Raw genomic sequence first — 22,586 nt, forward strand, 5'->3', positions numbered from 1 at the left:
GGGTGGTGACCGCGCCGAGCCCGCTGGAGGCTCCGGTCACCACCGCCGCGCGCCGGCTGGAGCGTTACTTGGAGTGCTACTGCGTCGGCACGCGGTCCAGGAATCCGTGCACGCTGCGGATCCTGTCCGCGGCGTCCAGGGTGATCACGTCGAATCCGGCGACGGGTGCCGTGCCGTCGGCCTCGTTGACCAGTTCCCAGCCGAAGCGGGCGATGTCGTGGTGTCCGTCGACCGGCCCGGCGGGCCGGAAGGAGAACCCCGGGAACTGCTCGTGCGCCGCCGCGATCACCGCCGCGATCCCGTCGTGCCCGCGGACCTCGGCCAGCGGGTCGGTGTAGCTGCCGTCCGCGCTCCAGGCGGCGGCGACCGCCTTGGCGAGCGCATCCCGGTCAGTGGCGTTCCAGGCCTCGAAGTAGCGGGCGACGGCGTTCTCGTAACGGTCGTTGGCTGCGGGCATGGTGGATCAACCTCCGTAAGAAGTAGGGTAGTTGCTGGTCAGCGAGTGGATTCCGAGCTGTGCTTCCCCGCCGGGATCCGATACCGCAACCATGCCCGCCCACGCCCGAGGGCGTCGATTACCTCCCGGGTAAGGACAGCGAGTCGCGTTTCGGCCAAACCGGGCGGTGAATATGCCAGGAGACTGGCTGGAATGGCATGGTGACAGAGTGTCAGGAGTGGCGATACTCGAGTGACAGGGCGATTCAGCCACGCCCGCGCGCGGCACGACCATGCACGACGCGCGCAGCACCACCGTGCACCACGAACGAGCCGTACGCAGTGAGCGAGCCGCAGGGAAAGCGAGGCCGGGCCGGCGGAGAGCGTTGCAATGGGGGAGCGATCGTGCACGACGAATTCCTGTGCCATGTGACCGCATACGGAATATGCGGAGGCAGACGCGTCGGCGTCCCGTTGGGGACCTACCGCGCGCCCACCCTGGCGCTGGCCCTGTGGTGGATGCGGGACCGTGCCTCCTGGATGGCGTCGCGGCTCGATCCGCAGCCCGACGATCCGACCTTCCCGCCGAACTCGATCGCACCGGTCGCGGACACCGTCCCGGACGTGCCGAGCGTCCTGCGCGCCTGGTGCGGTGACACCCTCCAACAGGAGCTGGTCGCCGAGGAGCTGGCTGCCGGAAAGCTCGTCCGCATCGCCACCAGCGACGACACCACCGAGTACGAACTGCTCGCCGAATCCGTCGACGCGCTGCGCATGCAGCGGACCGCCGCCGCCCTCGGCACCTCCGCGGCCTGACGGCCACCGGACAGGTCCACGAGGGTTCCGTCGGCCGGCAGCGCCCGGTCGATCAGTCGGTTGGAACGATCCCACTCACTGTCGCGCCAGCCGACCACTGCGACGGTCGCCGCCCGGACCGCGTAGGAATCGTCCTGGTCGGTGTCGCCGGAGGCGCGCTGTGCCACGGCGACCGGCCCCGCCATCTGCCGCCGCCGCCCGCCCTGACCCGCCTCGCGGAGGCGCGGAGCTCGGGCGGAACCGGCCATGAGCCGCCGATCAGGCGCATATGTGAACGAATAGCTAGAATTCTGGGCATGGGAGAGCGGTCGGTCGCGCCGACGGCGCCCGAACTCGTCCTCGAAACCGAGACGGGCTCCACGGTGCTGAGTCCGAGCCGCGACTATCACGTCGGGCGCGACCCGTCGAGCGAGATCGTCATCGACGACGTCCGGGTCTCGTGGCACCACGCGGTCCTGCGGCCCGAGGCGGACCACTGGACGATCCAGGACGAGAACAGCACGAACGGCACGTACGCCGACGGCAGGCGGGTCCGCGAATGGGGCGTCGGACCCGGCAGCGTCATCCACTTCGGCAGCCCCTCCGACGGCCCCCGGGCGGTCTTCGCCGGCAGGCCCTCGCAGCGGCCGTCAGCAGCCTTCCGATCCTCGGCCGGCGGTACCGTCCAACGGCCGACCACCGTACGGCCGCTGCCCACCCGCACCGTCCGCATCGGCCGCGGTGCCGACAACGACCTGGTCATCGACGACCTGGTCGTCTCCCGGCGGCACGCCGAACTGCTGGCCCACCCGGACAGGACGTACGAGATCCTCGACCTCGGCAGCCACAACGGCACGTTCCTCAACGGGCAGCCCGTCACCCGCGCCCCGATCACCACCGGTGACATCGTCGGCATCGGCCACTCCGCGTTCTGCCTCGTCGGGGACGAGTTGCAGGAGTACGTCGACACCGGCGAGGTCTCCCTCGATGTCCAGGAACTGACCGTCGCCGTCGACCGCGGCCGCAAGATCCTCCTCGACGAGGTGTCCTTTCCCGTCGGTGAGAAGTGTCTGCTGGCCGTCGTGGGCCCCAGCGGCGCCGGGAAGTCCACGCTCCTCAACGCCCTCACCGGGCAGCGCCCCGCCGACCGCGGCGCGGTCCTGTACGACGGCCGCGACCTCTACCGGGACTATGCCGAGCTGCGCCAGCGCATCGGACTCGTGCCGCAGGACGACATCCTGCACGCCCAGTTGACGGTGCGGCGGGCCCTCTCGTACGCCGCCGAGCTGCGCTTTCCGCAGGACACCGCGAAGGCGGAGCGCCAGGCGCGGGTCGACGAGGTCATCCAGGAGCTGGGCCTGGAGCAGCGCGTCGGCCAGCCCATCCACAGTCTGTCCGGCGGGCAGCGCAAGCGGGTCAGTGTGGCCCTGGAGCTGCTGACCAAGCCGTCGCTGCTGTTCCTGGACGAACCCACCTCCGGTCTCGACCCCGGCATGGACCGCTCGGTGATGCACATGCTGCGCGGCCTCGCGGACGACGGCCGTACGGTCATCGTGGTCACCCACAGCGTGCTCAGCCTCGACGTCTGCGACCGGCTCCTGGTGCTCGCGCCCGGCGGCAAGGTCGCCTACTTCGGACCGCCCGAAGACGCGCTCGCCTACTTCGGCTACGAGCAGTGGCCCGAGGCCTTCGAGGCCTTCGAGCGCGACCAGGGCCGGGACTGGGCGGGGGAGTACCGGAGCTCGCCACTCCAGGGCCGGTACATCGACAGCTCCAGCCCACAGCCTCATCTGCTCCGGGCCGGCCCGGCCGCCGCCGTCGGACCGCCGCCCAAGGCACAGAGCTGGGGCGCGCAACTCGGCACCCTGGTGCGTCGGTACGCGGCCGTGCTCAGCGCCGACCGGACCTTCCTTGCCGTCATGATCGCGCTGCCGTGCATCATGGGCGTGATGGCCCGCGCCGTGGCCGGCAGCAAACTGACGCTGGAGACGTCGATGAACGCGCTGCTCACCCTGTGCATCGGCGGAGTCCTGGCGGGCGCGGCCAACGCCGTACGCGAAGTGGTGAAGGAACGGGTCATCTACCAGCGGGAGCGCGCGGTCGGCCTGTCCCGGTCGGCGTACCTGATGTCGAAGATCGTGGTCCTCGGCACCATCACCGTTCTCCAGGCCGTCGTCCTCACCCTCGTCGCGCTGTTCGGCGTCGACCTCAACGCGCCCCGCGGCGAAGGGGTCCTCGTGTCGCCGCTTCTCGAGATCACGCTGGCCGTGGCCCTGCTGGCCTTCAGCGCGATGATGCTCGGCCTCCTGGTCTCCGCCATGGTGACCAAGGAGGAGGTCACCATGCCGCTGCTGGTGCTGATCGCCGTCGTCCAGGTGGTCTTCAGCGGCGCGCTGCTCAAGCTGCACGGCGTGCCCGGCATGGAGCAAGTGGCCTGGCTCGTCCCCTCCCGCTGGGCCCTGGGCGCGATGTCGGGGACCATCGCCCTGGGTCGGATCGTCCCGGGGACGTTCACCTCCGACCCGCTGTTCCGGCACGAGCCCAGCGTGTGGCTGGTCAACGTGAGCATGCTGGTCGTGCTGTCGATCGTCTTCGGGTGTGTGGTGGCCCGGCTGCTGCGGCGGCACGAACCCGAGGTCATGCGGAAGTAGGTGCGATGACGACTCCCGACCCGGCGGCGACCGACGACTTCCGCCCGACGCACGTCGTTCCGCCGGACGGCCTGCCCGCCTGGGAGGCGCCGGACCCCTCCCGGCCCACGGTGCCGCTCGACGCGCTGCTCCCGGTGCAGCTCGTCGAGCGGCTCGGTGACTGGGGCCGGATCGTCTGCGCCAACGGCTGGTCGGCCTGGGTCGACGGCCGGCTGCTGGTCGCCGTGCCGCAGCCGCCGCCCGCGGAGGGCGACCCCCTCACCCGAACGGCCGACCCGCGCCCGCTCCTCGCCCGCGTCGAGCAGGCCCTCATCCGCTATCGGAGCGCGGCCGAGGACCTCGCGGCCGGGCGGCTGGACGGGGCGTCCTTCCGCGGCATCACGCGCGGGCAGCGGATCGGGGTGGTCGTCGACGGCGAGTCCCTCTGGCTGTACGACGCCGAGCACGAGCGCTGGGTGTACACCGACGGGACGCGGCTGAGCACGTACGCGGTCGCGGACGAACCGGCGGCCCCGGAGCGGAACGGGAGTGTTCCGGGCCGGGCCCGCACCGGTGTCGTACGGGCACCCGACGACCATGAACCGACACGTCTCGTCCCGGAGGCGCCGGACGAGCCGCGTGACCGCTGACAGCGCGGGAGACAACCGCCCTGGCGGTCGGCGGTGCTCCTAGCCGACCGTGTCCTGCACGACCTCGCCCTTTCGGCCGACTCCCCTTGCCAGCAGGGCGCCGAGGAACCCGGTCACCAGGCCCCACACGACGGCGAGTCCGAGCGCGCTCCAGAGTTTCGGCTTGAGGAAGAGCTCGCCCGCGAGGCCGCCGCCGGCGTCACCGATGCCGATGAGCGACAGGGCGTAGTGCGCCGAGATCCTGCCGACCAGGCAGATCATGAGCACGGTGAGCGCCAGCGCGAGGGCCATGCGGACGGCGTGCTGCCAGGCCCGCGTCCGGGCCGGTGAGCGGGCGGCCATCACAAACGCGGCGCCCAGGAGCAGCAGCGCGTCGACGACCAGCAGCCACCACACCCTGCCGTCGTGGTGGCCCAGGGTGCGCAGGTTGACCGTGGAGACGTCCGGGGTGCGCAGCACCTGGTCGAGGACGTGCGGCATGGGCAGCCCGAACGGCCCGTCCACCCGCCCCCTCCAGGTGGCGCCCAGCCCGATCGTGAAGGCCAGCCAGGCGAGGTTGGGCAGCCCGAGGAAGATCACCGCGAAGGTCTCGGGTACGTGCCCGCGCGTCGCGGCCACCACCAGTGCGACGACCGCTCCCGCGGCGACGCAGGCGAGGAGCAGTACGACCATGGCGTACGCGGCCGGGCGCACCGACTCCTGGAAGCGCAGCAGCCGGGCCGGGAGCGGCGCTCCGCGCGACACCAGCAGGGCGAGGACGAGGACACCCGCGAGCCACAGCACCCCGTAGAACAGCGTCATCGGCACGGCTGTCTTGAAGCCCACCTCGGGCGAGACCCCGATGAGGTCGCCGAGGTCGCTGATCGTCCCCGTACCGAGGGAGATCTTGAAGTTCTGGTGGGAGTAGAGCGCGAGTCCGAGGAGGGCCAGCAGCCACAGGACCGCGATCCTGGCGGCCCAGCCGGCCAACTCGGGGGCGCCCGCGACGGCCCGGTGCCGCAGCGGCCGCAGGAACCCGGCGGCGACCACCAGGGCCCCGGCGAGCGTGACCGACAGGGGGATCACCGTCAGTCCCGCCCGGGTGTCGGCGATCACGCCCGCGTCACCCGCGAGCTCGATGGTGCCGCCGACCGCGGTCACGACGGAGGCCGCGACGACCCGGGGGTAGGCGTGCTCGGGCAGGCCCGTGGCACCGGCCCCCCACAGCCCGAGAGCGGCGACCGCGAGCATGACGATCACCCCGGCCACCACCGCCAGGAGTGCCTGGACCCAGCCGTGGCGGGTGGCCGTCCGCTCGCCTGGAGCGGCGACGACCTGGTCGGACGGTGTCTGCGGGCTCACGCTGCCACGCTAAGCAGCACCGGGGTCCACCGCTCGTCGGGAGGGCCGACCGCGTCAGCTTGCGGGAGACACCCGACCGGAGCACACAATGGGCTCGCTGCGGAATGAACCGGCATATAACGCGTGAAACGCCGCGAGATCCCTACGCCCGGAAGAAGAGTTCGTGAGCGTCGACCCGTCGTTCCCCGACCGGCCCACCGGACCCCCGTCGGGCCCGCTGTCGGGCTCTCCCCGGCCGGGTGCCTCCGACCACGCTCCGACCCAGGGGATCGGCCGCCCGCTCGCGCCACCGCCGAGCGGTCCGCCGCCCGGACCGCCGGGCGCGGGCGGTTCCGGAGGCGGCGGTCCCGGCGGCCCGCCCGGTCATGGCGGCGGCCCGGACCACCCCTGGTGGAGGTCGGCGCCGCGGATGGCGTTGATCACCGGGGTCGTGGTGGCCGGGGTGGTGCTCGGTGTCGTCCTCACCCGCTCGGGCGGCACGTCCGGCACGGCGTCGGGCGGTGAGTTGTTCCTGCAGGCCGCGAACAAACCGGGTCCCGACCCGTTCACGCGGTCGACGGCGAAGGACAGTTCCATCGCGCCGGTGACACCCGCGGCGAACATGCCGGAGTCCGCCAATGTGACGCGCGGCGTGTCGGGTTCCGCGCCTGGGCTCTACGGCGGCACCCGCAACACCGCGAGTTGCGATGGGGAGAAGCAGATCGAGGCGCTCCAGGCGGAACCGGCGAAGAACAAGGCGTTCGCCTCCGTGGAGGGCGTCCAGCCCACCGCGGTCCCCGCCTACCTGCGCTCGCTCACCCCCGTACAGCTGCGGATGGACACCCGCGTCACCAACCACGGCTACCGGGGCGGCGCGGCCACCAGCTACCAGGCGGTGCTCCAGACGGGCACTGCGGTCCTCGTCGACGGCCACGGGGTGCCGCGCGTGCGCTGTGCCTGCGGGAACCCGTTGACACCGGCGGTCGCGCAGCAGACCGTGCCCAGGCGGACGGGTGACACCTGGGCCTCGTACCGGTCGCAGAACGTGGTGGTCGTCGTGCCCGCCAAGACCACCATCGACGTCTTCGTCATCTACGACCCCCACCGCGACGAATGGGTCGGCCGTCACCGGGGCGACACCGACGGCCGCCGGGACGAGAGGACGTACCCTCCGGCGAAGCCGTCCCCCGCGGTGAGCATGTCGTCGGCGTCACCGAAGTCTCCGTCCTGGTCGGCGTCGTCCGATGCGCCGGCGGCCGATGTATCGTCTCCGCCCGGCTCTGCGCCATCGGATCCGGATCACCCCTCCTCCGAACCTCCCACGACGGCATCGGAGTCGGTGCCGTACTCCGGCCTCACGTCCTCCGACGCGACCACCGACGCCACGGCGAGTGCGGGCGCCACGACGGCGGACACCTCGTCGTCCTACGGCGTTCCGGACTCGGCTTTGACGCCTCCTGGGTACTGAGGCGACTCAGTCGGTCCGTACGACCAGGGCGTACTCCCCGAGCCCGATCAGCCGGTCGCCCGGGATGTCGCCCAGGGCCGTGCACATCTTCTCGACGCGGCCGGTGACCGGGTGGAAGGCGATGTCCCGTACGGTGCCGCGTTCGTCCCCGTCCTCGGTCAGGACCCGGATGCCCAGGACTTCCGCGGGCGCCGGGGGAGGGGCGGTGTCCAGGGCGGTGTCCGACCGGACGAGGACGGCGTCCGGGCCGATCACGTGCAAGGCGCTCCAGTCGATCGCGATCTCCCTGCGACCCCGGGCCGGCGACAGCCGCACCTGGCCGACCAGCCCCGATGCGACATCGATCGTGAGGGACTTGACGACGCCGAGCTCGTTCGCCTCGCCGAGCGTGATGACCGGCAGGCCGCGGATCCGGGTGAACAGCGTCACGGTGTGGGTTCCGTCCGGTCAGCGGTGTCCCGGAGCCGGAACGCCTCGACCTGGGCGGCGAAACCGGCCAGGTCGTCCGCGACGAAGCGGGCCGCGTCCGCGGGGATGACGAGTGCCTGTCCCGACACGGCGAGCGTCTCGCCCCGGGGGACGTACACCTTGCGGCGGCGGCGCTTCGATCCGGACTCCAGGGACTGGCGGGCGGCGATCCGGAACCCCACCACGCGCCCGCTGATACCGGCCTGGACGACGAGGTCCAGCACGGTCCCGATCTCCGTGCCCCCGTCCGTGAGCACCCTGGCGCCCAGCACCCGGCCGTGCGCCGCCTCGTCCCGAGCGATCACCGCGGCCGGTTCGGCGAGGACCTCCCGGCCGAGGATCATGACGGCGTCGCGGCCCAGTGAGTGGACCGCGCTCCACGGCAGGCTCTTCTTCAACGGGCCCGCGAGCAGCCCCCGGCCGTTGAGCGTGAAGCCGGTGACACGTCCCGCGGGCCCGTCGAAGACGGTGTCCTTGACCCGCGCCACCGCCTCACCGCCCAGGGTGACCACCGGTCGGCCACCGAGGTCGCGCGCGGACATCAACTCGCTCATCGCACCTCCCGCTTCCCGAACCGGTGCCCGCGCCGCACGGCGATGACGGTCCCCGACCGTCTGCTCGTCTGCACCCAGACCGTCGCCACTCCCAGCAGCACCAGGGCCGCGACCACGACGACCAGCCACATCCACCAGTCCACCGTCCACCTCCGGGCCTTCGGGCCCCGGCCGCCGTCGGCCGGATTCCGCCCGGTCCGGGTGCCCCGAGCGGACCGGGGAATGCACCGTGGCCACCGCCATTTCGGCGGCTGGACCCGGTCGCGGTGTCAGCCGGACGGCGTGCCGACCGGTCTGCCGGACCAGTCGAGACACACGATCAGCGCGTCGTCCAGCGGCTCGGTGACGCGGTAGCGGGCCAGCTCGTCGAGGACGGCGCGCGGTACGTCGGCCGCGGGCAGCAGGGCGGTGGCCGACACGGCACGGGCCAGCGCCCGCTCCCCGAAGACCTCGCCCAGCGGGGACAGGGCGTCGTACACACCGTCGCTCACCACCAGGAGCCGGTCACCGGGCAGGACGCCGAACTCCTGCGCCACGTAGTCGGACTCCTCGAACATGCCGAGCGGCAGCTGCGCCTCCAGCTCGATCCGCTCCACGGCCGTACCCCGTCGGCGCCACATCCGGGGCGAGCCCGCGTCCACCGCGAGCGCGCTGCCGGTGGCGAGGTCGAAGGAGAGCAGCAGCGCCGACACGTGCTGGTCGCCGTGGTGCTGCGCGTACAGGGCCTGGTCGGCGAGTCTGGCCTGGTCGGCGACCGGGAGCCCGGCGCGGCGGGCGTTGCGCAGGGCGCCGACGACCAGATGGGTCAGCAAGGACGCGTGGATGCCGTCCCCCATCCCGTTGATGATCGACAGGGTGAGCCGGTGCGCGTCCGAGGACCAGTCGAAGTTGTCCCCGCGCACCGCGTACGCGGGCTCCAGCTGGGCGCCGACGGCGAACTCCTCGCGGGCACAGGCCCGGCCCGGGAGCAGCTCCCACTGCATTTCGGCGGCCAGCGTCAGCCGGCCGACCCGCCGGGCCTGCCGGTAGACGTCGGTGTCCCGTTCGGCCACGACGATCGCGTGGCCCAGCAGATCGGCGACCTGCATCAGTTCGTCGGTCACCGCGGGGTCCACGGGCCCCGGAGGCAGCAGGAGGGTGAGGATGCCCAGGCGCTCGCCCCGGGCGGAGACCGGCAGATGCAGACGCGTCCGCTCGCCGTTCCGGGGGCGCTCCTCGTACGGCTCCTGACTGCCGAAGGCCCGGCTTTCGGGGCTGTTGTGCAGGGACACGGCACGCGCGGGGTCGCCGGGCTCCTCGACCGGCTGGAGCACGGTCATCCCGTAGTCCGCCAGCAGCAGGTCGGCGTCGATCGCCCCCCAGACATCCGTCAGAAAGGGGCGCAGGGTGTCGAGCAGTGCGTGCGGCGGGGCCGCGCGCAGGGCTCTGTCGACGTCGTTCACAGAGGTCACGGTCGTGATGACTTTCTCGTGCGGTTGTCGTGCGAGTGGGTCTGCGTGGTCGCAGTGGTCTGTTCCGAGGGCTCCGGTGGACCGGCGCGGCTGGTAATGGCCTTCAGGAGATGACAAGGTGGATCGGTGCCTCGCTCGATCCGTCCACCCGTCTCCCGAGACGAAGCCGCGCACACGCTCGACGCCGTCTCGGAGCTCCTCGAACTCCTGTGGGGTCGAGGGCAGGAGTCCGCGCCGTCCGGACCGGTGCCGCCCTCTCAGCTACGGGCCCTGATCGTGATCGAGCAGGGCGGGTCCATGAATCTTCGCTCGCTCGGTGACGCCCTGGCCTCGCGTCCCTCCTCGGTCAGCCGTCTGTGTGACCGGATGGAGGCAGTCGGCCTGATCCGCAGAGTGCCGAGCTCGACGAGCCGGCGCGAGGTCGAGGTCGGCCTCAGCCCGCTCGGCGAGCAGGTGCTGAGCGAACTCCGGGACCACCGCGCGCGCGAGGTGCGGGCCGTGCTGGAGCAGATGTCCTCGGCGGACGTCGCCCGGCTCACCGAAGGCCTCGAAGCGTTCCGGGCGACCGCGCTGGACCAGCTCGAAGAGCGCTCCGGCCGGTCCGGCCGGGCGCCCGGGCATGCGACCGGTACCGGTTAGCTCCATCTGCGTCCCTTCGGTGCGACCCGTCACTGCGACCCCATCACTGCGACAACCGGCCCACGGGTCGCCGGACTTGGGATCGCAGGGGGACCAGATTGTTGCCTGACGGCAATTGTTGTCAAATGACAACGATCGGCTACGGTAGGGCCTGACACCGCTCCATCGCGGCGTTGTGGCGCACCGTCCCCATGCGGTTACCCCACTCTCCGTGGATTCGACGACATTTCGAGGGATCGCTGTGCATTCAGGCCGAAGTCCAGGTCAGGCGGCCATGTCGCTGTCCACGCGCGAGGCCGGTCGGTCGACCGTGATCGCGGTCCGCGGCGAGATGGATCTCGACAACGCGGGCGAGCTCGACGAGGCCCTCGCGGCGGCGGGCCGGGCCTGCCCGGGTGCGGTGGTCCTCGACCTGGCCGCGGTGACCTTCCTGGACTCGACCACGATCAACGTCGTCCTACGGGCCCACGGGGTGCTCGGCCCGCGGCTCCGGCTGGCCGCTCTCTCACCCTTCGTGGAGCGGGTGCTGGGCATCACCGGCATCTCGGACCTGCTGCCGGTCTTCCCCACTGTGGGGGAGGCGCTGGAGGCCGATGCGGTCTGAGGGCGCGTCAGGCGGACCGATCGGCCGGCCCGGGCGTCTCCGCATGGTCCGGATGCCCCTGGGCCAGGGACGGGCCGAGCGAGCGCAGCGCGGCCAGCAGCCCGCTCAGATCGGCTTCGGGCATGCGCAGCAGGGCGTCCTTGATCCAGGCGGTGCGCTGTTCCCGCACCCGGTCGAGGGCGGAGCGCCCGCGGCCGGTCAGACTCAGGCCGACGCCCCTGCGGTCCTCGGTGCGCGGCGAACGGGCCAGCAGTCCGGCTTCTTCGAGCGTGTCGCACACCCGGCTCGCCCGGGAGCGGCTGATCTGCGCCCGCTCGGCGAGTGCCGCGAGCGTCAGACCGGGATCCGTGCCCACCAGGGTCAGGGCGCGCAGCAGCGGCGGCGACAGTCTGCTGTCGACCGCGACCGCCGTACGCGCCGACACGGAGACCAGGATCTCGGCCGCGGCGGCGAGCCGGTCGGCGGCCTGGAGCAGGGCGTTGTCCCGTTCCCGGGGCGGTATGTCGTCCCGTACTTCGGGGTCCTGTCCGTCCATCCGTCCGCGCCCCTTGCTCGCACCGAGAAGTCGGTGACCGGTCATGCCTCGCCCGGTGGCCCTGCCCGGCCGCGTCGGGATGACACCGTTCCCTTGTGGGAATCGTGTGCGCAAGCCACCGGGACGAGGGAACATCGGGGTGACTGTGGAGGGCTGTACGGGGTACGAGCACTTCTGCAGCAGCAGCGTCCGGACGCGGAATGTCCCGACGTACCGGCATCCGAAAGAGAACCACATGACCGAGCGCTTGGACGGAGCGGTGATACCGACTGGCTTCGACGTGCCCGTGGAACCGCTTCGGCGGGCGGCGCACTACACCGGCGAGCCGGGGTGCATCGCCGAAGCGCGCCACTTCGCCGAGCTGTTCCTCGAACAGCTCCGTTCGGAGTGGTGTGCCGAGATCGGCGCACGGGCCACCGGCGACCTCCTGCTGGTCGTCAGCGAGCTGGTCACCAACGCGGACCGGCACAGCCACGGGCCGTACATCCTGGAACTGGAGGGAACCGACACCTCCGTGACCGTCATCGTGTACGACAGCAGCGCCGCCCTGCCCCGGCGCTATCCACGGGATCCCGAACGCGTGGGGCGGCACGGCCTGGAGATCGTGCACGCGCTCGCGACGGAGGTGACCGTCGGGCGGGTACCGGTCGGAAAGTGCGTCAAGGCCCGGCTCGCCCTGCGCCGTTGACCCGGAGCGACGTACCAGTAGGCTCACAGCCGACCATGGTCGACGTGGGTCACCCAAGGGGGGCGAGCGTGGCGGATCGCCTGCCGCGGACAGGTGAACGAGGCGCGGTGCCCCGGCAGGGGAGTTCGGATCCCCGCTGGGCCCTGGACGCCACCGCGGCACTGCTGCTGGTCGAGGACGACGCCGGAGACGCGCTGCTGGTGCGGGAGGTGCTGGCCGACAGCGGACTGCCGATGGAGGTCACCTGGTGCAAGTCCCTCGCCGAGGCACGTGTCTTCCTCGATGCCTCGCCGTACTCCGTGTGCGTCCTGCTGGACCTGCATCTGCCCGACACCCACGGACTCGGCGCGGTCCGGCTGGTGCGTGACGCCGCGCCCGACGCGGCCGTCGTGGTGCTCACCGGAGTCGCCGAGAACGAGGCCGGGCTCGCCGCGGTGGCCGAAGGAGCGCAGGACTTCCTCGCCAAGGACGGCCTGGACGCCGAGGCGCTCAGCCGCGCGGTCCGCTACGCCCTGCAACGCAAGCAGGTGGAGCGTTCGGGCGCAGAGCTCCAGGCGAGCCGGCTGCTGGCCCGGGAGAACGCGCGCCTGGAGCGTGGACTGCTGCCCACGCCCCTGATGCGGGGCGCCGGTTGCCAGGTGGCCTCGCGCTACAGCCCGGGACGGGACCACGCCCTGCTCGGCGGCGACTTCTTCGACGTCGTCGAGACCGAGGACGGCACCGTGCACGCGGTGATCGGGGACGTCTCCGGCCACGGCGCGGCGGAGGCCGCGCTCGGCGTCTGTCTGCGGGTGGCCTGGCGGGCCGCCGTGCTCTCCGGATGCGTGGGCACGCGCCAACTCGAGCTTCTGGAGGAGATCATCGGCGCCGAGCGCGCCGCGGACTACATCTTCGCCACCCTCACCGTCCTGCGGATCGCCAAGGACCGCAGCCGTATGAGCGTGATCCGGGCCGGACACCCGGGACTGCTCGTGAGCACCTCGCGCGGCATCGAGCTGTTGGAGCCGGCCCCGGGCCCCGCGCTCGGACTGCTTCCGAGCCGGGCCCACTGGCCGGAGACCGAGCTGCCCGCGCACGACATCAGCGCCGTGACGCTGTTCACCGACGGTCTCTTCGAGGGCGTCGTGGCCCCGGCCCGGCGGCTCGGAGAGGAAGGACTGCTCGCGGTGGCGAGGAAACACCAGGCCCTGCGCGGGCGGCCGTTCGTCGACGCGGTGGTCGAGGACGTCGCCGCGCTGACCGCCTCCCACGGCGGACTCGCCGACGACGTGGCCGTCCTGCACCTGGCGACGGACGGAATGTCATGACCCGTACGCCGAACGCCCCGGGACCGGACCCTACGCCGAACGCCCCGGGACCGGACCCCACGCCGAACGCCCCCGGGAACGGAAAGCCCACACGCGTCGCCCGGCTGACCGTGCAGGGCTGGATCCATGTGGTGCTGGCCGCCAACGTGCTGCTGGTGATCGTCTTCGCCGTGTCCGGCGGGGTCCTCCAGGCCCGCGCCGACGACCGCACCGATCTGCTCACCGACCGCATCCAGCCGGCCCGTGCCACCGCCTACCAGCTGGAGACCTCGCTGGTGGACCAGGAGACGGGCGTACGAGGCTACGTACTGAGCAGGGACTCCAGCTTCCTCGATCCGTACGCGTCGGGAGCTCGGGACGAGAAGACCTTCGAGGCCCGCCTGGCGACGCAACTCGCCGACCACTCCCGGATCGCCGCGGACCTGAAGGCGGCCGAGCGCCTCAGCGACTCCTGGCGCCACGACTACGCCGAGCCGCTGATCAAGGCGGCCCGCACGCCCGGCGGCGCCAAAGCCCCCTCCCTGGAGGCGAGCAAGGCCAGATTCGACGCGATCCGGGGTCAACTCGCCACCCTGCAGAAGGACATCCAGCAGCTGCGCGACCGGACCCGCGCCTTGGCCGACGACAGCCGTCGGTCCCGCAACCTCCTCTTCCTCGGCATGCTCGCCGCCTTCCTGGCGAGCGGCGTCGCGCTGACCCTGCTGCTGCACCGGATCGTGGGGCGTCCCCTGCGGGTCCTGGAAGCGGCTTCGGTGAACGTCAGCGGCGGCGCGTTCGAGCGCAGGATCCGGCTCGACGGGCCGCGCGACCTGGAGAGGGTGGCCCGGGCCGTCGAGGAGATGCGCCGCCGCATCGTCGAGGAACTCTCCGCCTCCCAGGCCCGCGAGGTCCTCCTGGAGCGCCAGGCCGAGGAGCTCGACGCCCAGACCCTGGAACTGAAGCGCTCGAACGCGGAGCTGGAGCAGTTCGCCTACGTCGCCTCGCACGATCTGCAGGAACCCCTGCGCAAGGTCGCGTCCTTCTGCCAGCTCCTGGAGAAACGGTACGGCGACCAACTGGACGACCGGGCCAAGCAGTACATCGACTTCGCCGTCGACGGCGCCAAACGCATGCAGATCCTCATCAACGACCTGCTGACCTTCTCCCGCGTCGGCCGCGTCGGCGAGGCGCAGGTCCCCGTCGCACTCGACGACGTACTGGACCGGGCACTCGGCAACCTCAGCGTGGTCCTGGAGGAGACGGGTGCGCGTGTCCTGCGCGAGGGGCCGCTGCCCACCGTGACGGGCGACGCCACCACCCTCACCATGCTCTGGCAGAACCTGATCGGCAACGCCGTGAAGTTCCGCCACCCCGACCGGGCGCCCGAGATCGCCGTCCGCTGCGAGGCGGAGCCGGAGGACGGACAGTGGCGGCTGGTCGTGCAGGACAACGGCATAGGCATCGAACCCGAGTTCAGGGAGAAGGTCTTCGTCATCTTCCAGCGGCTGCACGGCCGCGACGAGTACGAGGGCACGGGGATCGGCCTTGCCGTGTGCCGCAAGATCGTCGAACATCACGGCGGTGCCATCACCCTGGACGGCACCGCCGGTGCGGGCACGCGCGTGTCCTTCACCCTGCCCATGGCGCGACCGGAACCCGACCTCGGGTCCGAGGAGGCAGCGCGCCCGCCCGAAGGAGCACACACGTGACCACCCCCGTCGAACCCATCCAGGTCCTGCTCGTCGAGGACGACCCCGGCGACGAGCTGATGACCCGCGAGGCGTTCGAGGACAACAAGATCCGCAACACCCTGCACGTGGTACGCGACGGCGAGGAGGCCCTCGACTTCCTCTACCGCACCAACCAGCACACCGGGGCCCCGCGCCCCGACCTGATCCTGCTCGACCTCAACCTGCCCAAGTACGACGGGCGCCAGGTCCTGGAGCGGATCAAATCCGACGACGAACTGGCCCACATCCCCGTCGTCGTCCTCACCACCTCCTCCGCCGAGGAGGACATCCTGCGCAGCTACAAACTGCACGCGAACGCCTATGTGACCAAGCCGGTCGACCTCGACCAGTTCATCTCCGCCGTCCGCCAGATCGACGACTTCTTCGTCACCGTGGTGAAGCTGCCCAAGACCACCTGACCGCCGCCCCGGCCGGGGTCCATGAATGCGCGAACTCGGGGAACAAGGACAACGGCGGCACAACCTTGCCGACCAGGAGATCTGTTGTCGAGACGCGAGGGCGGGCCTGTGATGAGAAGGCGTGGGGCGGGGCGACGGACAAGCGGCGGCACGCCGTGGCGACCGGGCGGGGCGGCCATGGGACCGGCCGGGCCCTCCGGATGGCGGCGGACCGTGGCCGGTGGACTCGTGTGGGGCGCCGCCGCCGCGGCCCTCGGCGCGGCAGGGAACCGGACCGCGCGCCGGGCCGCGCTGCGCGGCATCGGCACCGTCGCCATCGCCTCGGCCGTGACCCGCGTACTGGCGCGCCCGGCGGCCCGCAAGGCACAGCCGCTCGACGCGGCCGGCCGAGTCGCGTCGGCCGCCGCGTTCGCCGCCGGTGTCCTGCTCGAAGCGCCCCGGTACGGCCTGTTCGCGGTGCCCGGCGCGGCCGCACTGACCGTGGCCCGCACGCGCTCGGGGGACCGGCGTCCGGGCGATGTCGCCGTGGGCGTCGCGATCGGCGTCGGCGCCGCCGCGCTGACCGCCCGCTGGTGGCCCGTCAAACCGGAGGCGGCGGCCGCGGCGGCACCCCCGCGGCGGCCCGCTCCCGCGCTGCCCGGGGGCGCCCGACTTCACATCGTGGTCAACCCGTCCTCGGGGCTCTCGTGGGGCGCCGACACCCCCGACGCGAGCGCGTATCTGCGCGACGCGCTGCCCAAGGCCGAGATCACGGTGCCGCAGGAGGACCAGGACCTGGTGGAACTCCTGGAACAGGCCGCCCGGCGGGCCAAGGACGAGGGCGGCGCCCTCGGCGCCTGCGGCGGAGACGGCACGATCAACGCCGCGACGGAGATCGCCGCCCGGCTCGGTCTGCCGCTCGCGGTCTTCCCCGGCGGCACCTTCAACCACTTTGCCGTCGACCTCGGCAACCAGACGCTGGAGGACGTCGTACGAGCCGTGCAGGCGGGTGACGCGGTCGTCACGGACCTCGGGCGCGCCCGTGCCCCCGGCGGACCGGAGCAGGTGTTCCTCAACACCTTCAGCCTCGGCGTCTACTCGGACCTGGTGGGGGCCCGGGAGAAGCTGGAGCAGCGGATCGGGAAGTGGCCGGCGCTGGTGGTCGGACTGGCCAGGGTCCTCGCCAAGGGCAGCCCCGTGACCGTCTCGGTCAACGGCCGCCCCAAGCGACTGTGGCTCCTCTTCGCGGGCAACGGCATCTACCACCCCGCCGGATTCGCCCCCACCTACCGCACCCAACTCGACGACGGACTGCTCGACGTCCGTGCCGTCGACGCCGGCACCCCGCTGGCCAGGACCCGGCTGCTGCTCGCCGTCCTGACCGGCACCCTGCACAACAGCCGGGTCCTCACCACGGCGCAGGTGCGCGGCCTGCGGCTCGAAGTGCTGCACGGCGACCCGCGGTTCTCGTACGACGGCGAAGTGACCCGGGTCGCGGAGCCGAGGCTGGTGCTCGACAAGCTGACACGGGCCGTGACGCTGTACCGGCCCACGGAGAAGGACCAGTGGCTGCGCTGAAGGGGCTGAAGGGTCGGGCGGGCTCGCTCTCGGGCCCGCGCGACCGGGTCCAGATCGCTCACTGAGCTCGGACACCAGGGTTTCTCGGACACCAGGCCCGTGCCTCGGGTCAGGTGGCGAGGACGGAGTCGTCCATCGTGCGGGCTCCGGGCAGCCGGTGGCGGGCCGCGACGAGCGCCGCGTCCACATCCCTCGTACCGGTCGAGACGCACAGCGTGTAGGCCACGTCGTCCATGCGCCGCCGGACTTCCGTACCGCCGTTCTCGGCGTGGAGCGTGCGCAGCGCGACGTACTGCTCGACGAGGTTGCGCAGTACCGCGGGGTGGGCCATCAGCACAGGGGTCCTCCGGTGGGGTGAGCCGACAGGTCGGTCCTGCCGGTGATCGTTTCTGGTCCCGGCTACCCGGTTCCTCCCGATGTACGCGGGCCGGGTTCCGTGCCGACCGCCGTGCATCGCCGACGACTTGACACCGATTCGGTCAGGCGGAAAACCGGTGGCGGATCCCGGTCGGCGCGCCGATGCTCGTAGACATGGCCGACACCACACTTCCCCAGCCTCCCCAGCCTCCCCAGTCCGGGAACACCCCGTCCGAACGGACCTTCGGCTGGTGGGACATGTTCGTGCACCCGGACGACGATCCGCGCTCCGACGGGGGGTTCGTGGGGGAGCGGGACACGCTCGTCGGGTATCTGCGCGACCAGCGGCTGACGTTGGAGATGAAGTGCGCGGGCCTGGACGCCGAGGCGATGGCCCGGCGTTCCGTCGAGCCCTCGAACATGTCGTTGCTCGGGCTGGTGCGTCATCTGGCGGGGGTCGAACAGGCCTGGTTCCGCGGGGTGCTGGCCGGCCAGGACGCGCCGCGGCACTACCGCTCGGACGGCGACCCGGACGGCGACTTCAACGGCGCGGTGCCGGACCCCGAGGTGGTGGCGGATGCCTGGCACACCTGGCGCTCCGAGGTGGCCTTCGCCGAGCGGTTCGTGGACGAGGCCCGCGACCTCGACATCACCGGCACCCACGACGACGAGCCGATCGCGCTGCGGGAGGTGCTGGTCCACCTGATCGAGGAGTACGCCCGGCACAACGGCCACGCTGACTTCCTGCGCGAGCGGATCGACGGGCGGGTCGGGCAGTGACGGGCGGGTGACGCGCCTTGATTCCCCCGAGAGCGGAATGCCGAGCCGATCCCTTTCCCAGCGGGTCGGGGCTTCTAGGCTGAAGGGGTGAGCAACTACGCGCCGAACGAAGCCCGCGTCATTCCCCTCCGCCCGGCGACCGCACCGGCTCCGGCCCTCGACCCGGCGACCCGTCCCACCGGCCCCGCCGCCCCCGTGGCCGACGCGCCCCAGCGGCCCCGCCCGGCCCTCGCGCCCCGGCAGACGCCACCGGCGCCCAGGAGCAGGGAGCCGCTGTGGCGCGACCTGGTGGGTGACGTCCTGCGGCGCGAGCGGCTCGCGCAGGAGCGGACGCTCAAGGACGTGGCCGACGCGGCCCGGATCTCGATGCCGTACCTCTCGGAGCTGGAGCGCGGCCGCAAGGAGGCCTCCTCCGAAGTTCTCGCGGCCGCCGCGCGCGCCCTGGGCCTCGGGCTCACCGATCTGCTGTCACTGGCCCAGGGCGAACTCACCCGCCTCGCCCAGGTGCGGCCCGCCCGCCGCCGCACCCCGTCGGCCTCGCACCACGACGGCATGTGCCTCGCCGCCTGACCGGGCCGACCGGCCAGACGGCATGTGCCTCGCCGCCTGACCGGGCCGACCGGCCAGACGGCATGTGCCTCGCCGCCTGACCGGGCCGACCGGCCAGGGACTGTCCGGCGGACCATGCCGCAGACGCGGCCCTGGCGGTGGCCCGGTGTCAGACCGTCGCGAGTCGGCGGCTGAGCACCTCGTCCGCGAGCCCGTATGCCACGGCCTCCTGTGCGGTGAACACCTTGTCGCGGTCCATGTCCGCGCGCAGGGTCGGCACGTCGTGGTGCGTGTGCCGGGAGAGGACCTCCTCGACCTGGGCGCGGATACGGAGCATCTCCTTGGCCTGGAGGGCGAGGTCGGACACCGTTCCCTGCCGGCCGCCGCTCGCGGGCTGGCCGAGCAGTACACGCGCGTGCTCCAGCACGAACCGCCGCCCGGGATCGCCGCCGGCCAGCAGCACCGCCGCCGTGGAGGCCGCCTGGCCGACGCAGAACGTCGAGATGGGCGCCTGTACGAACGTCATCGTGTCGTAGATCGCCATGAGCGAAGTGAACGACCCACCGGGCGAGTTGATGTAGATCGCGATCTCGCTCTCCGGGTTCGACGACTCCAGATGGAGGAGTTGCGCGATGACGACGTTGGCGACCCCGTCGTCGATCTCGGTACCGAGAAAGATGATCCGCTCGGACAGCAGCCGACTGAAGACGTCGTAGGACCGCTCGCCCTGCGGGGTCCGCTCGACGACGTTCGGAATCGTGTACGTACCCATGTCAGAGCCCCATCCGTCGCCGTGACGCGGCCGGGCGGACGTCGTCGAGCGACTCCACGACCCGGTCCACCATGCCGTACTCCTTGGCCTGTTCGGCCGTGAACCAGCGGTCGCGGTCGCCGTCCCGGGAGATCGTCTCCTCGCTCTGGCCGGTGTGCTCCGCGGTGATCCGCTCGATGGCCTTCTTCGTGAACTCCAGGTTCTGCGCCTGGATCTCGATGTCGGCGGTGGTGCCGCCGATGCCCGCCGACGGCTGGTGCATCATGATCCGCGCGTTGGGCAGCGCGTAACGCTTGCCTCGCGTGCCGACGCTGAGCAGGAACTGTCCCATGCTTGCGGCGAATCCCATGGCGAGGGTCGAGACGTCGTTGGGGATCAGCCGCATGGTGTCGTAGATCGCGAGCCCCGCGGTCACCGATCCGCCCGGGCTGTTGATGTACAGGCTGATGTCGGTGCGCGGGTCCTCCGCCGACAGCACGAGCAGCTGGGCGCAGACCCGGTTCGCGGACACCTCGTCGACCTGGGTGCCGAGCAGGACGATCCGCTGCGCGAGCAGCTGCGCGGCCAGATGGTCGTCGAAGCGGGTCGCGGGGGTGTCGCCCTCCTCGGCGCGCGGTGCGTGGGCCGGGTACCGGCCGGTGATGAGTGGAGTCATCGGTCCTCCTCGTCGTGGCGCGGCTGTCGTCGCCGCGCTCTCCACTCTCGGACCGAAGGCCCTCTCGGATCAGCTTTCTCGGCCCGCAGCAGATTCGCCACGAGCAGAGGGGACACGGGGTTGCCGTCACCGGCGCGCACCGACGTCACCGGCGGCCCCGGCGGGGGACCGGGGCCCAGGTGTCCGAGCAGTGCTCAGGCGTCGGTGCGCAGGTCCCGGAAGAAGGACCGCACATCCCCGACGAGCAGCTCGGGCTCCTCCGCCGCGGCGAAGTGTCCGCCGCGGTCGAACTCCGTCCACCGCACGATGTTGTTCGTACGGTCCGCGATGTGTCGCAGCGGTACGAGGGGCTCGTGCGGGAAGACGGCCAGCGCGGTCGGCGCGGTCGACGGCTCGGGCGGTGTGCCCCAGTAGTTCGCGTGCGCCCGCTCGTAGTAGATGCGGGCCGAGGACCCCGCCGTACCGGTCAGCCAGTACAGCATCACGTTGGTCAGCATCAGGTCCCGGTCGACGGCTTCCTCGGGACGGTCCTTCGCAGCCGTCCACGCCTTGAACTTCTCGGCGATCCAGGCGAGTTGACCGACGGGGGAGTCCGTCAGCGCGTAGGCCAGGGTCTGTGGCCGGGTGCCCTGGAGTTCGGCGTACCCGGCCTCCTCGCGGCGCCATTCCACACCGCGCCGCCACGACAGCAGCGCGCGCTCGCGCTCCTCGGGGCTCAGCGCGGCCAGTTCCTCAGGAGTCGGTTCGGTGGCCGCTGACGATCCGGGCAGCAGGTTCAGGTGGACACCGATGAGCCGCTCGGGGAACGCCCGGCCCAGCTCCCGGGAGATGGCCCCGCCCCAGTCGCCGCCCTGGGCGCCGAACCGCTCGTACCCGAGCCGTGTCATGAGCTCGGCGAAGGCGGCGGCCACCCGTTGGAACTCCCAGCCGGTGTCCCGGGTGGGCCCGGACAACCCGAACCCGGGAATGCTCGGTACGACGAGATGGAACGCGTCGGCCGGATCGCCGCCGTGTGCGCGCGGATCCGTCAACGGGCCGACGACGTCGGTGAATTCGACGATCGAGCCGGGCCAGCCGTGCGTGATGACCAGCGGGGTCGCGTCCGGTTCCGGGGAACGGAGGTGCGCGAAGTGAATCCGCGCGCCGTCGATTTCCGTCGTGAACTGCGGCCATGCGTTCAACCGCGCCTGCGCCGCCTGCCAGTCGTAGTCGTGCCGCCAGTACCGTACGAGTTCGCGCAGGTACTCCCGCGGGACGCCGTAGGCCCAGCTGACCCCCGGCAGTTCGTCGGGCCAGCGGGTGCGATCGAGTCGTCGGTGCAGGTCGTCGAGGTCGCTCTGCGGGAAGTCGATACGGAACGGCTCGATGCGCGCGCTGTCCGAGACGGCGGAAGGCGTGGAGGAATCAGCGGAGGAAGTCATGTCCGCGCATGCTATAGCGCTCCTTGGAGGGCGCGAGGAATGACGCGGTCGGCCGCCATCGTCCCGCGGCGAAAGGATTCCCGCGCGACGTCGATGAGTTTTGGGACGACGATCGGTCGACAGAGGTGACGAAACATTTCCCGCCGCAGGAGGTACGTATGTCCGCCGACGGATTCACCACGTGTCTGTGGTTCGACGGTCAGGCCGAGGAGGCCGCGCACTACTACGTCTCGATCTTCAAGAACTCCCGGCTCGGCAGGATCGCCCGCTTCTCCGAGTCCGAGCACGGCACCGCCGGTTCCGTGATGGCCGTCGACTTCGTGGCCAACGGACAGAAGTTCGTCGCGCTGAACGGCGGCCCGCAGTTCACGTTCGACGAGGCCATCTCGTTCCAGATCCACTGCGACGACCAGGAGGAGGTGGACCACTACTGGAACAAGTTCGTCGAGGACGGCGGCGAGGCAGGCCCCTGCGGCTGGGTCAAGGACAAGTACGGCCTGTCCTGGCAGGTCGTCCCGAGCAGGCTCATCGAACTGATCAGTGACCCGGACACCGAGAAGGCGGCCCGGACGGCCCAGGCGATGTACAAGATGTCCAAGCTGGACATCGCGGCCTTGGAGAAGGCGTACGCGGGCGAGTAGCGGACCGCCGGCACGACGGCCGGCCCGCGTCCTCGCCCCGGGCGGGGATCAGGCGAGTCGGCCGCCGCTGTGCAGCGCCGGGTACGCGCTTCTCCCGTAGTAGCCGCAGGGTCGCACCAGGTACGCACGCCGGGCGCTCCGGCGGCCACGCCCCGGATTCGGTGCCTGGGCTTTCGCTCCCC

Annotated in this window: 25 protein-coding genes; 14 read left to right on the forward strand and 11 right to left on the reverse strand. The window is 71.7% G+C overall.

The features are described from left to right. Window positions 1-76 precede the first annotated feature (76 nt). Complete coding sequence (locus ACFZDJ_RS44450; protein WP_391067920.1) at window positions 77-457, reverse strand: nuclear transport factor 2 family protein; 381 nt, start codon at window positions 455-457, stop codon at window positions 77-79. A 383-nt stretch (window positions 458-840) separates the two neighbouring features. On the opposite strand from ACFZDJ_RS44450, the gene ACFZDJ_RS44455 reads away from it, so the two are divergent. The 3 genes from ACFZDJ_RS44455 (at window position 841) to ACFZDJ_RS44465 (ending at window position 4,510) form a co-directional block, all read left to right on the forward strand. Next, window positions 841-1,251: a hypothetical protein gene (locus ACFZDJ_RS44455; protein WP_384906542.1), complete on the forward strand. Its 411-nt coding sequence runs from the start codon at window positions 841-843 to the stop codon at window positions 1,249-1,251. Between the two features lie 296 nt (window positions 1,252-1,547). Next, on the forward strand, window positions 1,548-3,881 hold the full coding sequence (locus ACFZDJ_RS44460) for an FHA domain-containing protein (protein ID WP_391067923.1): 2,334 nt from the start codon (window positions 1,548-1,550) through the stop codon (window positions 3,879-3,881). Window positions 3,882-3,886: 5 nt separating this feature from the next. After that, window positions 3,887-4,510 carry a hypothetical protein gene (locus tag ACFZDJ_RS44465; protein WP_390933204.1) on the forward strand — a complete coding sequence of 208 codons (624 nt, stop codon included), beginning with the start codon at window positions 3,887-3,889 and terminating at the stop codon, window positions 4,508-4,510. 39 nt (window positions 4,511-4,549) lie between these two features. Here the strand turns inward: ACFZDJ_RS44465 and ACFZDJ_RS44470 are convergent, their stop codons facing one another. Then, on the reverse strand, window positions 4,550-5,851 hold the full coding sequence (locus tag ACFZDJ_RS44470) for a streptophobe family protein (RefSeq protein WP_391067926.1): 1,302 nt from the start codon (window positions 5,849-5,851) through the stop codon (window positions 4,550-4,552). A 163-nt stretch (window positions 5,852-6,014) separates the two neighbouring features. Here ACFZDJ_RS44470 and ACFZDJ_RS44475 point away from each other — a divergent pair, with 163 nt between their 5' ends. Beyond that, a complete protein-coding gene (locus ACFZDJ_RS44475) occupies window positions 6,015-7,298 on the forward strand; it encodes a DUF6777 domain-containing protein (RefSeq protein WP_391067929.1) in 1,284 nt (427 codons plus the stop codon). Window positions 7,299-7,304: 6 nt separating this feature from the next. On the opposite strand, the gene ACFZDJ_RS44480 is transcribed toward ACFZDJ_RS44475, so the two are convergent. From ACFZDJ_RS44480 to ACFZDJ_RS44495, 4 genes are all read right to left on the reverse strand, one after another. Beyond that, window positions 7,305-7,727, reverse strand: a complete 423-nt coding sequence (locus ACFZDJ_RS44480; protein ID WP_391067932.1) for a PRC-barrel domain-containing protein — start codon at window positions 7,725-7,727, stop codon at window positions 7,305-7,307. After that, window positions 7,724-8,320, reverse strand: coding sequence for a PRC-barrel domain-containing protein (locus ACFZDJ_RS44485; protein ID WP_391067934.1), 597 nt, complete (start codon window positions 8,318-8,320; stop codon window positions 7,724-7,726). Before ACFZDJ_RS44485 ends, ACFZDJ_RS44480 begins: the two co-directional genes overlap by 4 nt. Next, entirely contained in the window at window positions 8,317-8,463 is a 147-nt protein-coding gene (locus tag ACFZDJ_RS44490) for a hypothetical protein (protein WP_390933199.1), read from the reverse strand. Before ACFZDJ_RS44490 ends, ACFZDJ_RS44485 begins: the two co-directional genes overlap by 4 nt. 126 nt (window positions 8,464-8,589) lie before the next feature. After that, window positions 8,590-9,771 (reverse strand): SpoIIE family protein phosphatase, encoded by a 1,182-nt coding sequence (locus tag ACFZDJ_RS44495; protein ID WP_391067937.1) that lies wholly within the window; start codon window positions 9,769-9,771, stop codon window positions 8,590-8,592. 126 nt (window positions 9,772-9,897) lie between these two features. Here ACFZDJ_RS44495 and ACFZDJ_RS44500 point away from each other — a divergent pair, with 126 nt between their 5' ends. Together ACFZDJ_RS44500 and ACFZDJ_RS44505 are read left to right on the forward strand one after the other, a co-directional pair. After that, window positions 9,898-10,410 (forward strand): MarR family winged helix-turn-helix transcriptional regulator, encoded by a 513-nt coding sequence (locus tag ACFZDJ_RS44500; RefSeq protein ID WP_168505615.1) that lies wholly within the window; start codon window positions 9,898-9,900, stop codon window positions 10,408-10,410. 274 nt (window positions 10,411-10,684) lie between these two features. Further along, window positions 10,685-11,014 carry an STAS domain-containing protein gene (locus ACFZDJ_RS44505; RefSeq protein WP_168505613.1) on the forward strand — a complete coding sequence of 110 codons (330 nt, stop codon included), beginning with the start codon at window positions 10,685-10,687 and terminating at the stop codon, window positions 11,012-11,014. Between the two features lie 7 nt (window positions 11,015-11,021). On the opposite strand, the gene ACFZDJ_RS44510 is transcribed toward ACFZDJ_RS44505, so the two are convergent. Further along, window positions 11,022-11,549: a MarR family transcriptional regulator gene (locus tag ACFZDJ_RS44510; protein WP_391067941.1), complete on the reverse strand. Its 528-nt coding sequence runs from the start codon at window positions 11,547-11,549 to the stop codon at window positions 11,022-11,024. Window positions 11,550-11,784: 235 nt separating this feature from the next. Between ACFZDJ_RS44510 and ACFZDJ_RS44515 the strand changes: the two genes are divergently transcribed. From ACFZDJ_RS44515 to ACFZDJ_RS44535, 5 genes are all read left to right on the forward strand, one after another. Next, complete coding sequence (locus ACFZDJ_RS44515; protein WP_391067944.1) at window positions 11,785-12,237, forward strand: ATP-binding protein; 453 nt, start codon at window positions 11,785-11,787, stop codon at window positions 12,235-12,237. Between the two features lie 68 nt (window positions 12,238-12,305). Then, on the forward strand, window positions 12,306-13,544 hold the full coding sequence (locus tag ACFZDJ_RS44520) for a SpoIIE family protein phosphatase (protein ID WP_391067947.1): 1,239 nt from the start codon (window positions 12,306-12,308) through the stop codon (window positions 13,542-13,544). Continuing rightward, the gene (locus ACFZDJ_RS44525; RefSeq protein WP_391067950.1) at window positions 13,541-15,232 is read left to right on the forward strand and encodes an ATP-binding protein; all 1,692 of its coding nucleotides are present in this window, start codon (window positions 13,541-13,543) and stop codon (window positions 15,230-15,232) included. The genes ACFZDJ_RS44520 and ACFZDJ_RS44525 overlap by 4 nt, the downstream gene beginning before the upstream one ends. Beyond that, window positions 15,229-15,672: a response regulator gene (locus ACFZDJ_RS44530; RefSeq protein ID WP_391067953.1), complete on the forward strand. Its 444-nt coding sequence runs from the start codon at window positions 15,229-15,231 to the stop codon at window positions 15,670-15,672. Before ACFZDJ_RS44525 ends, ACFZDJ_RS44530 begins: the two co-directional genes overlap by 4 nt. Before the next feature lie 213 nt (window positions 15,673-15,885). Next, window positions 15,886-17,229: a diacylglycerol kinase family protein gene (locus ACFZDJ_RS44535; RefSeq protein ID WP_391067956.1), complete on the forward strand. Its 1,344-nt coding sequence runs from the start codon at window positions 15,886-15,888 to the stop codon at window positions 17,227-17,229. 109 nt (window positions 17,230-17,338) lie between these two features. On the opposite strand, the gene ACFZDJ_RS44540 is transcribed toward ACFZDJ_RS44535, so the two are convergent. Next, the gene (locus ACFZDJ_RS44540; protein WP_391067958.1) at window positions 17,339-17,566 is read right to left on the reverse strand and encodes a DUF5133 domain-containing protein; all 228 of its coding nucleotides are present in this window, start codon (window positions 17,564-17,566) and stop codon (window positions 17,339-17,341) included. Between the two features lie 278 nt (window positions 17,567-17,844). Between ACFZDJ_RS44540 and ACFZDJ_RS44545 the strand changes: the two genes are divergently transcribed. Together ACFZDJ_RS44545 and ACFZDJ_RS44550 are read left to right on the forward strand one after the other, a co-directional pair. After that, window positions 17,845-18,366 carry a DinB family protein gene (locus ACFZDJ_RS44545; protein WP_168516917.1) on the forward strand — a complete coding sequence of 174 codons (522 nt, stop codon included), beginning with the start codon at window positions 17,845-17,847 and terminating at the stop codon, window positions 18,364-18,366. 87 nt (window positions 18,367-18,453) lie between these two features. Next, a complete protein-coding gene (locus tag ACFZDJ_RS44550; protein WP_390933187.1) occupies window positions 18,454-18,936 on the forward strand; it encodes a helix-turn-helix domain-containing protein in 483 nt (160 codons plus the stop codon). Window positions 18,937-19,084: 148 nt separating this feature from the next. Here the strand turns inward: ACFZDJ_RS44550 and ACFZDJ_RS44555 are convergent, their stop codons facing one another. From ACFZDJ_RS44555 to ACFZDJ_RS44565, 3 genes are all read right to left on the reverse strand, one after another. Further along, window positions 19,085-19,687, reverse strand: coding sequence for a ClpP family protease (locus tag ACFZDJ_RS44555; protein WP_054233833.1), 603 nt, complete (start codon window positions 19,685-19,687; stop codon window positions 19,085-19,087). Window position 19,688: 1 nt separating this feature from the next. Further along, complete coding sequence (locus ACFZDJ_RS44560; protein WP_390933186.1) at window positions 19,689-20,342, reverse strand: ATP-dependent Clp protease proteolytic subunit; 654 nt, start codon at window positions 20,340-20,342, stop codon at window positions 19,689-19,691. A gap of 194 nt (window positions 20,343-20,536) precedes the next feature. Then, window positions 20,537-21,763 (reverse strand): alpha/beta fold hydrolase, encoded by a 1,227-nt coding sequence (locus ACFZDJ_RS44565; RefSeq protein WP_391067961.1) that lies wholly within the window; start codon window positions 21,761-21,763, stop codon window positions 20,537-20,539. A 158-nt stretch (window positions 21,764-21,921) separates the two neighbouring features. Here ACFZDJ_RS44565 and ACFZDJ_RS44570 point away from each other — a divergent pair, with 158 nt between their 5' ends. Next, window positions 21,922-22,404: a VOC family protein gene (locus ACFZDJ_RS44570; RefSeq protein ID WP_390933184.1), complete on the forward strand. Its 483-nt coding sequence runs from the start codon at window positions 21,922-21,924 to the stop codon at window positions 22,402-22,404. Window positions 22,405-22,586 lie beyond the last annotated feature (182 nt).

Source organism: Streptomyces sp. NPDC007896 (assembly GCF_042959425.1).
Classification (GTDB): Bacteria; Actinomycetota; Actinomycetes; order Streptomycetales; family Streptomycetaceae; genus Streptomyces.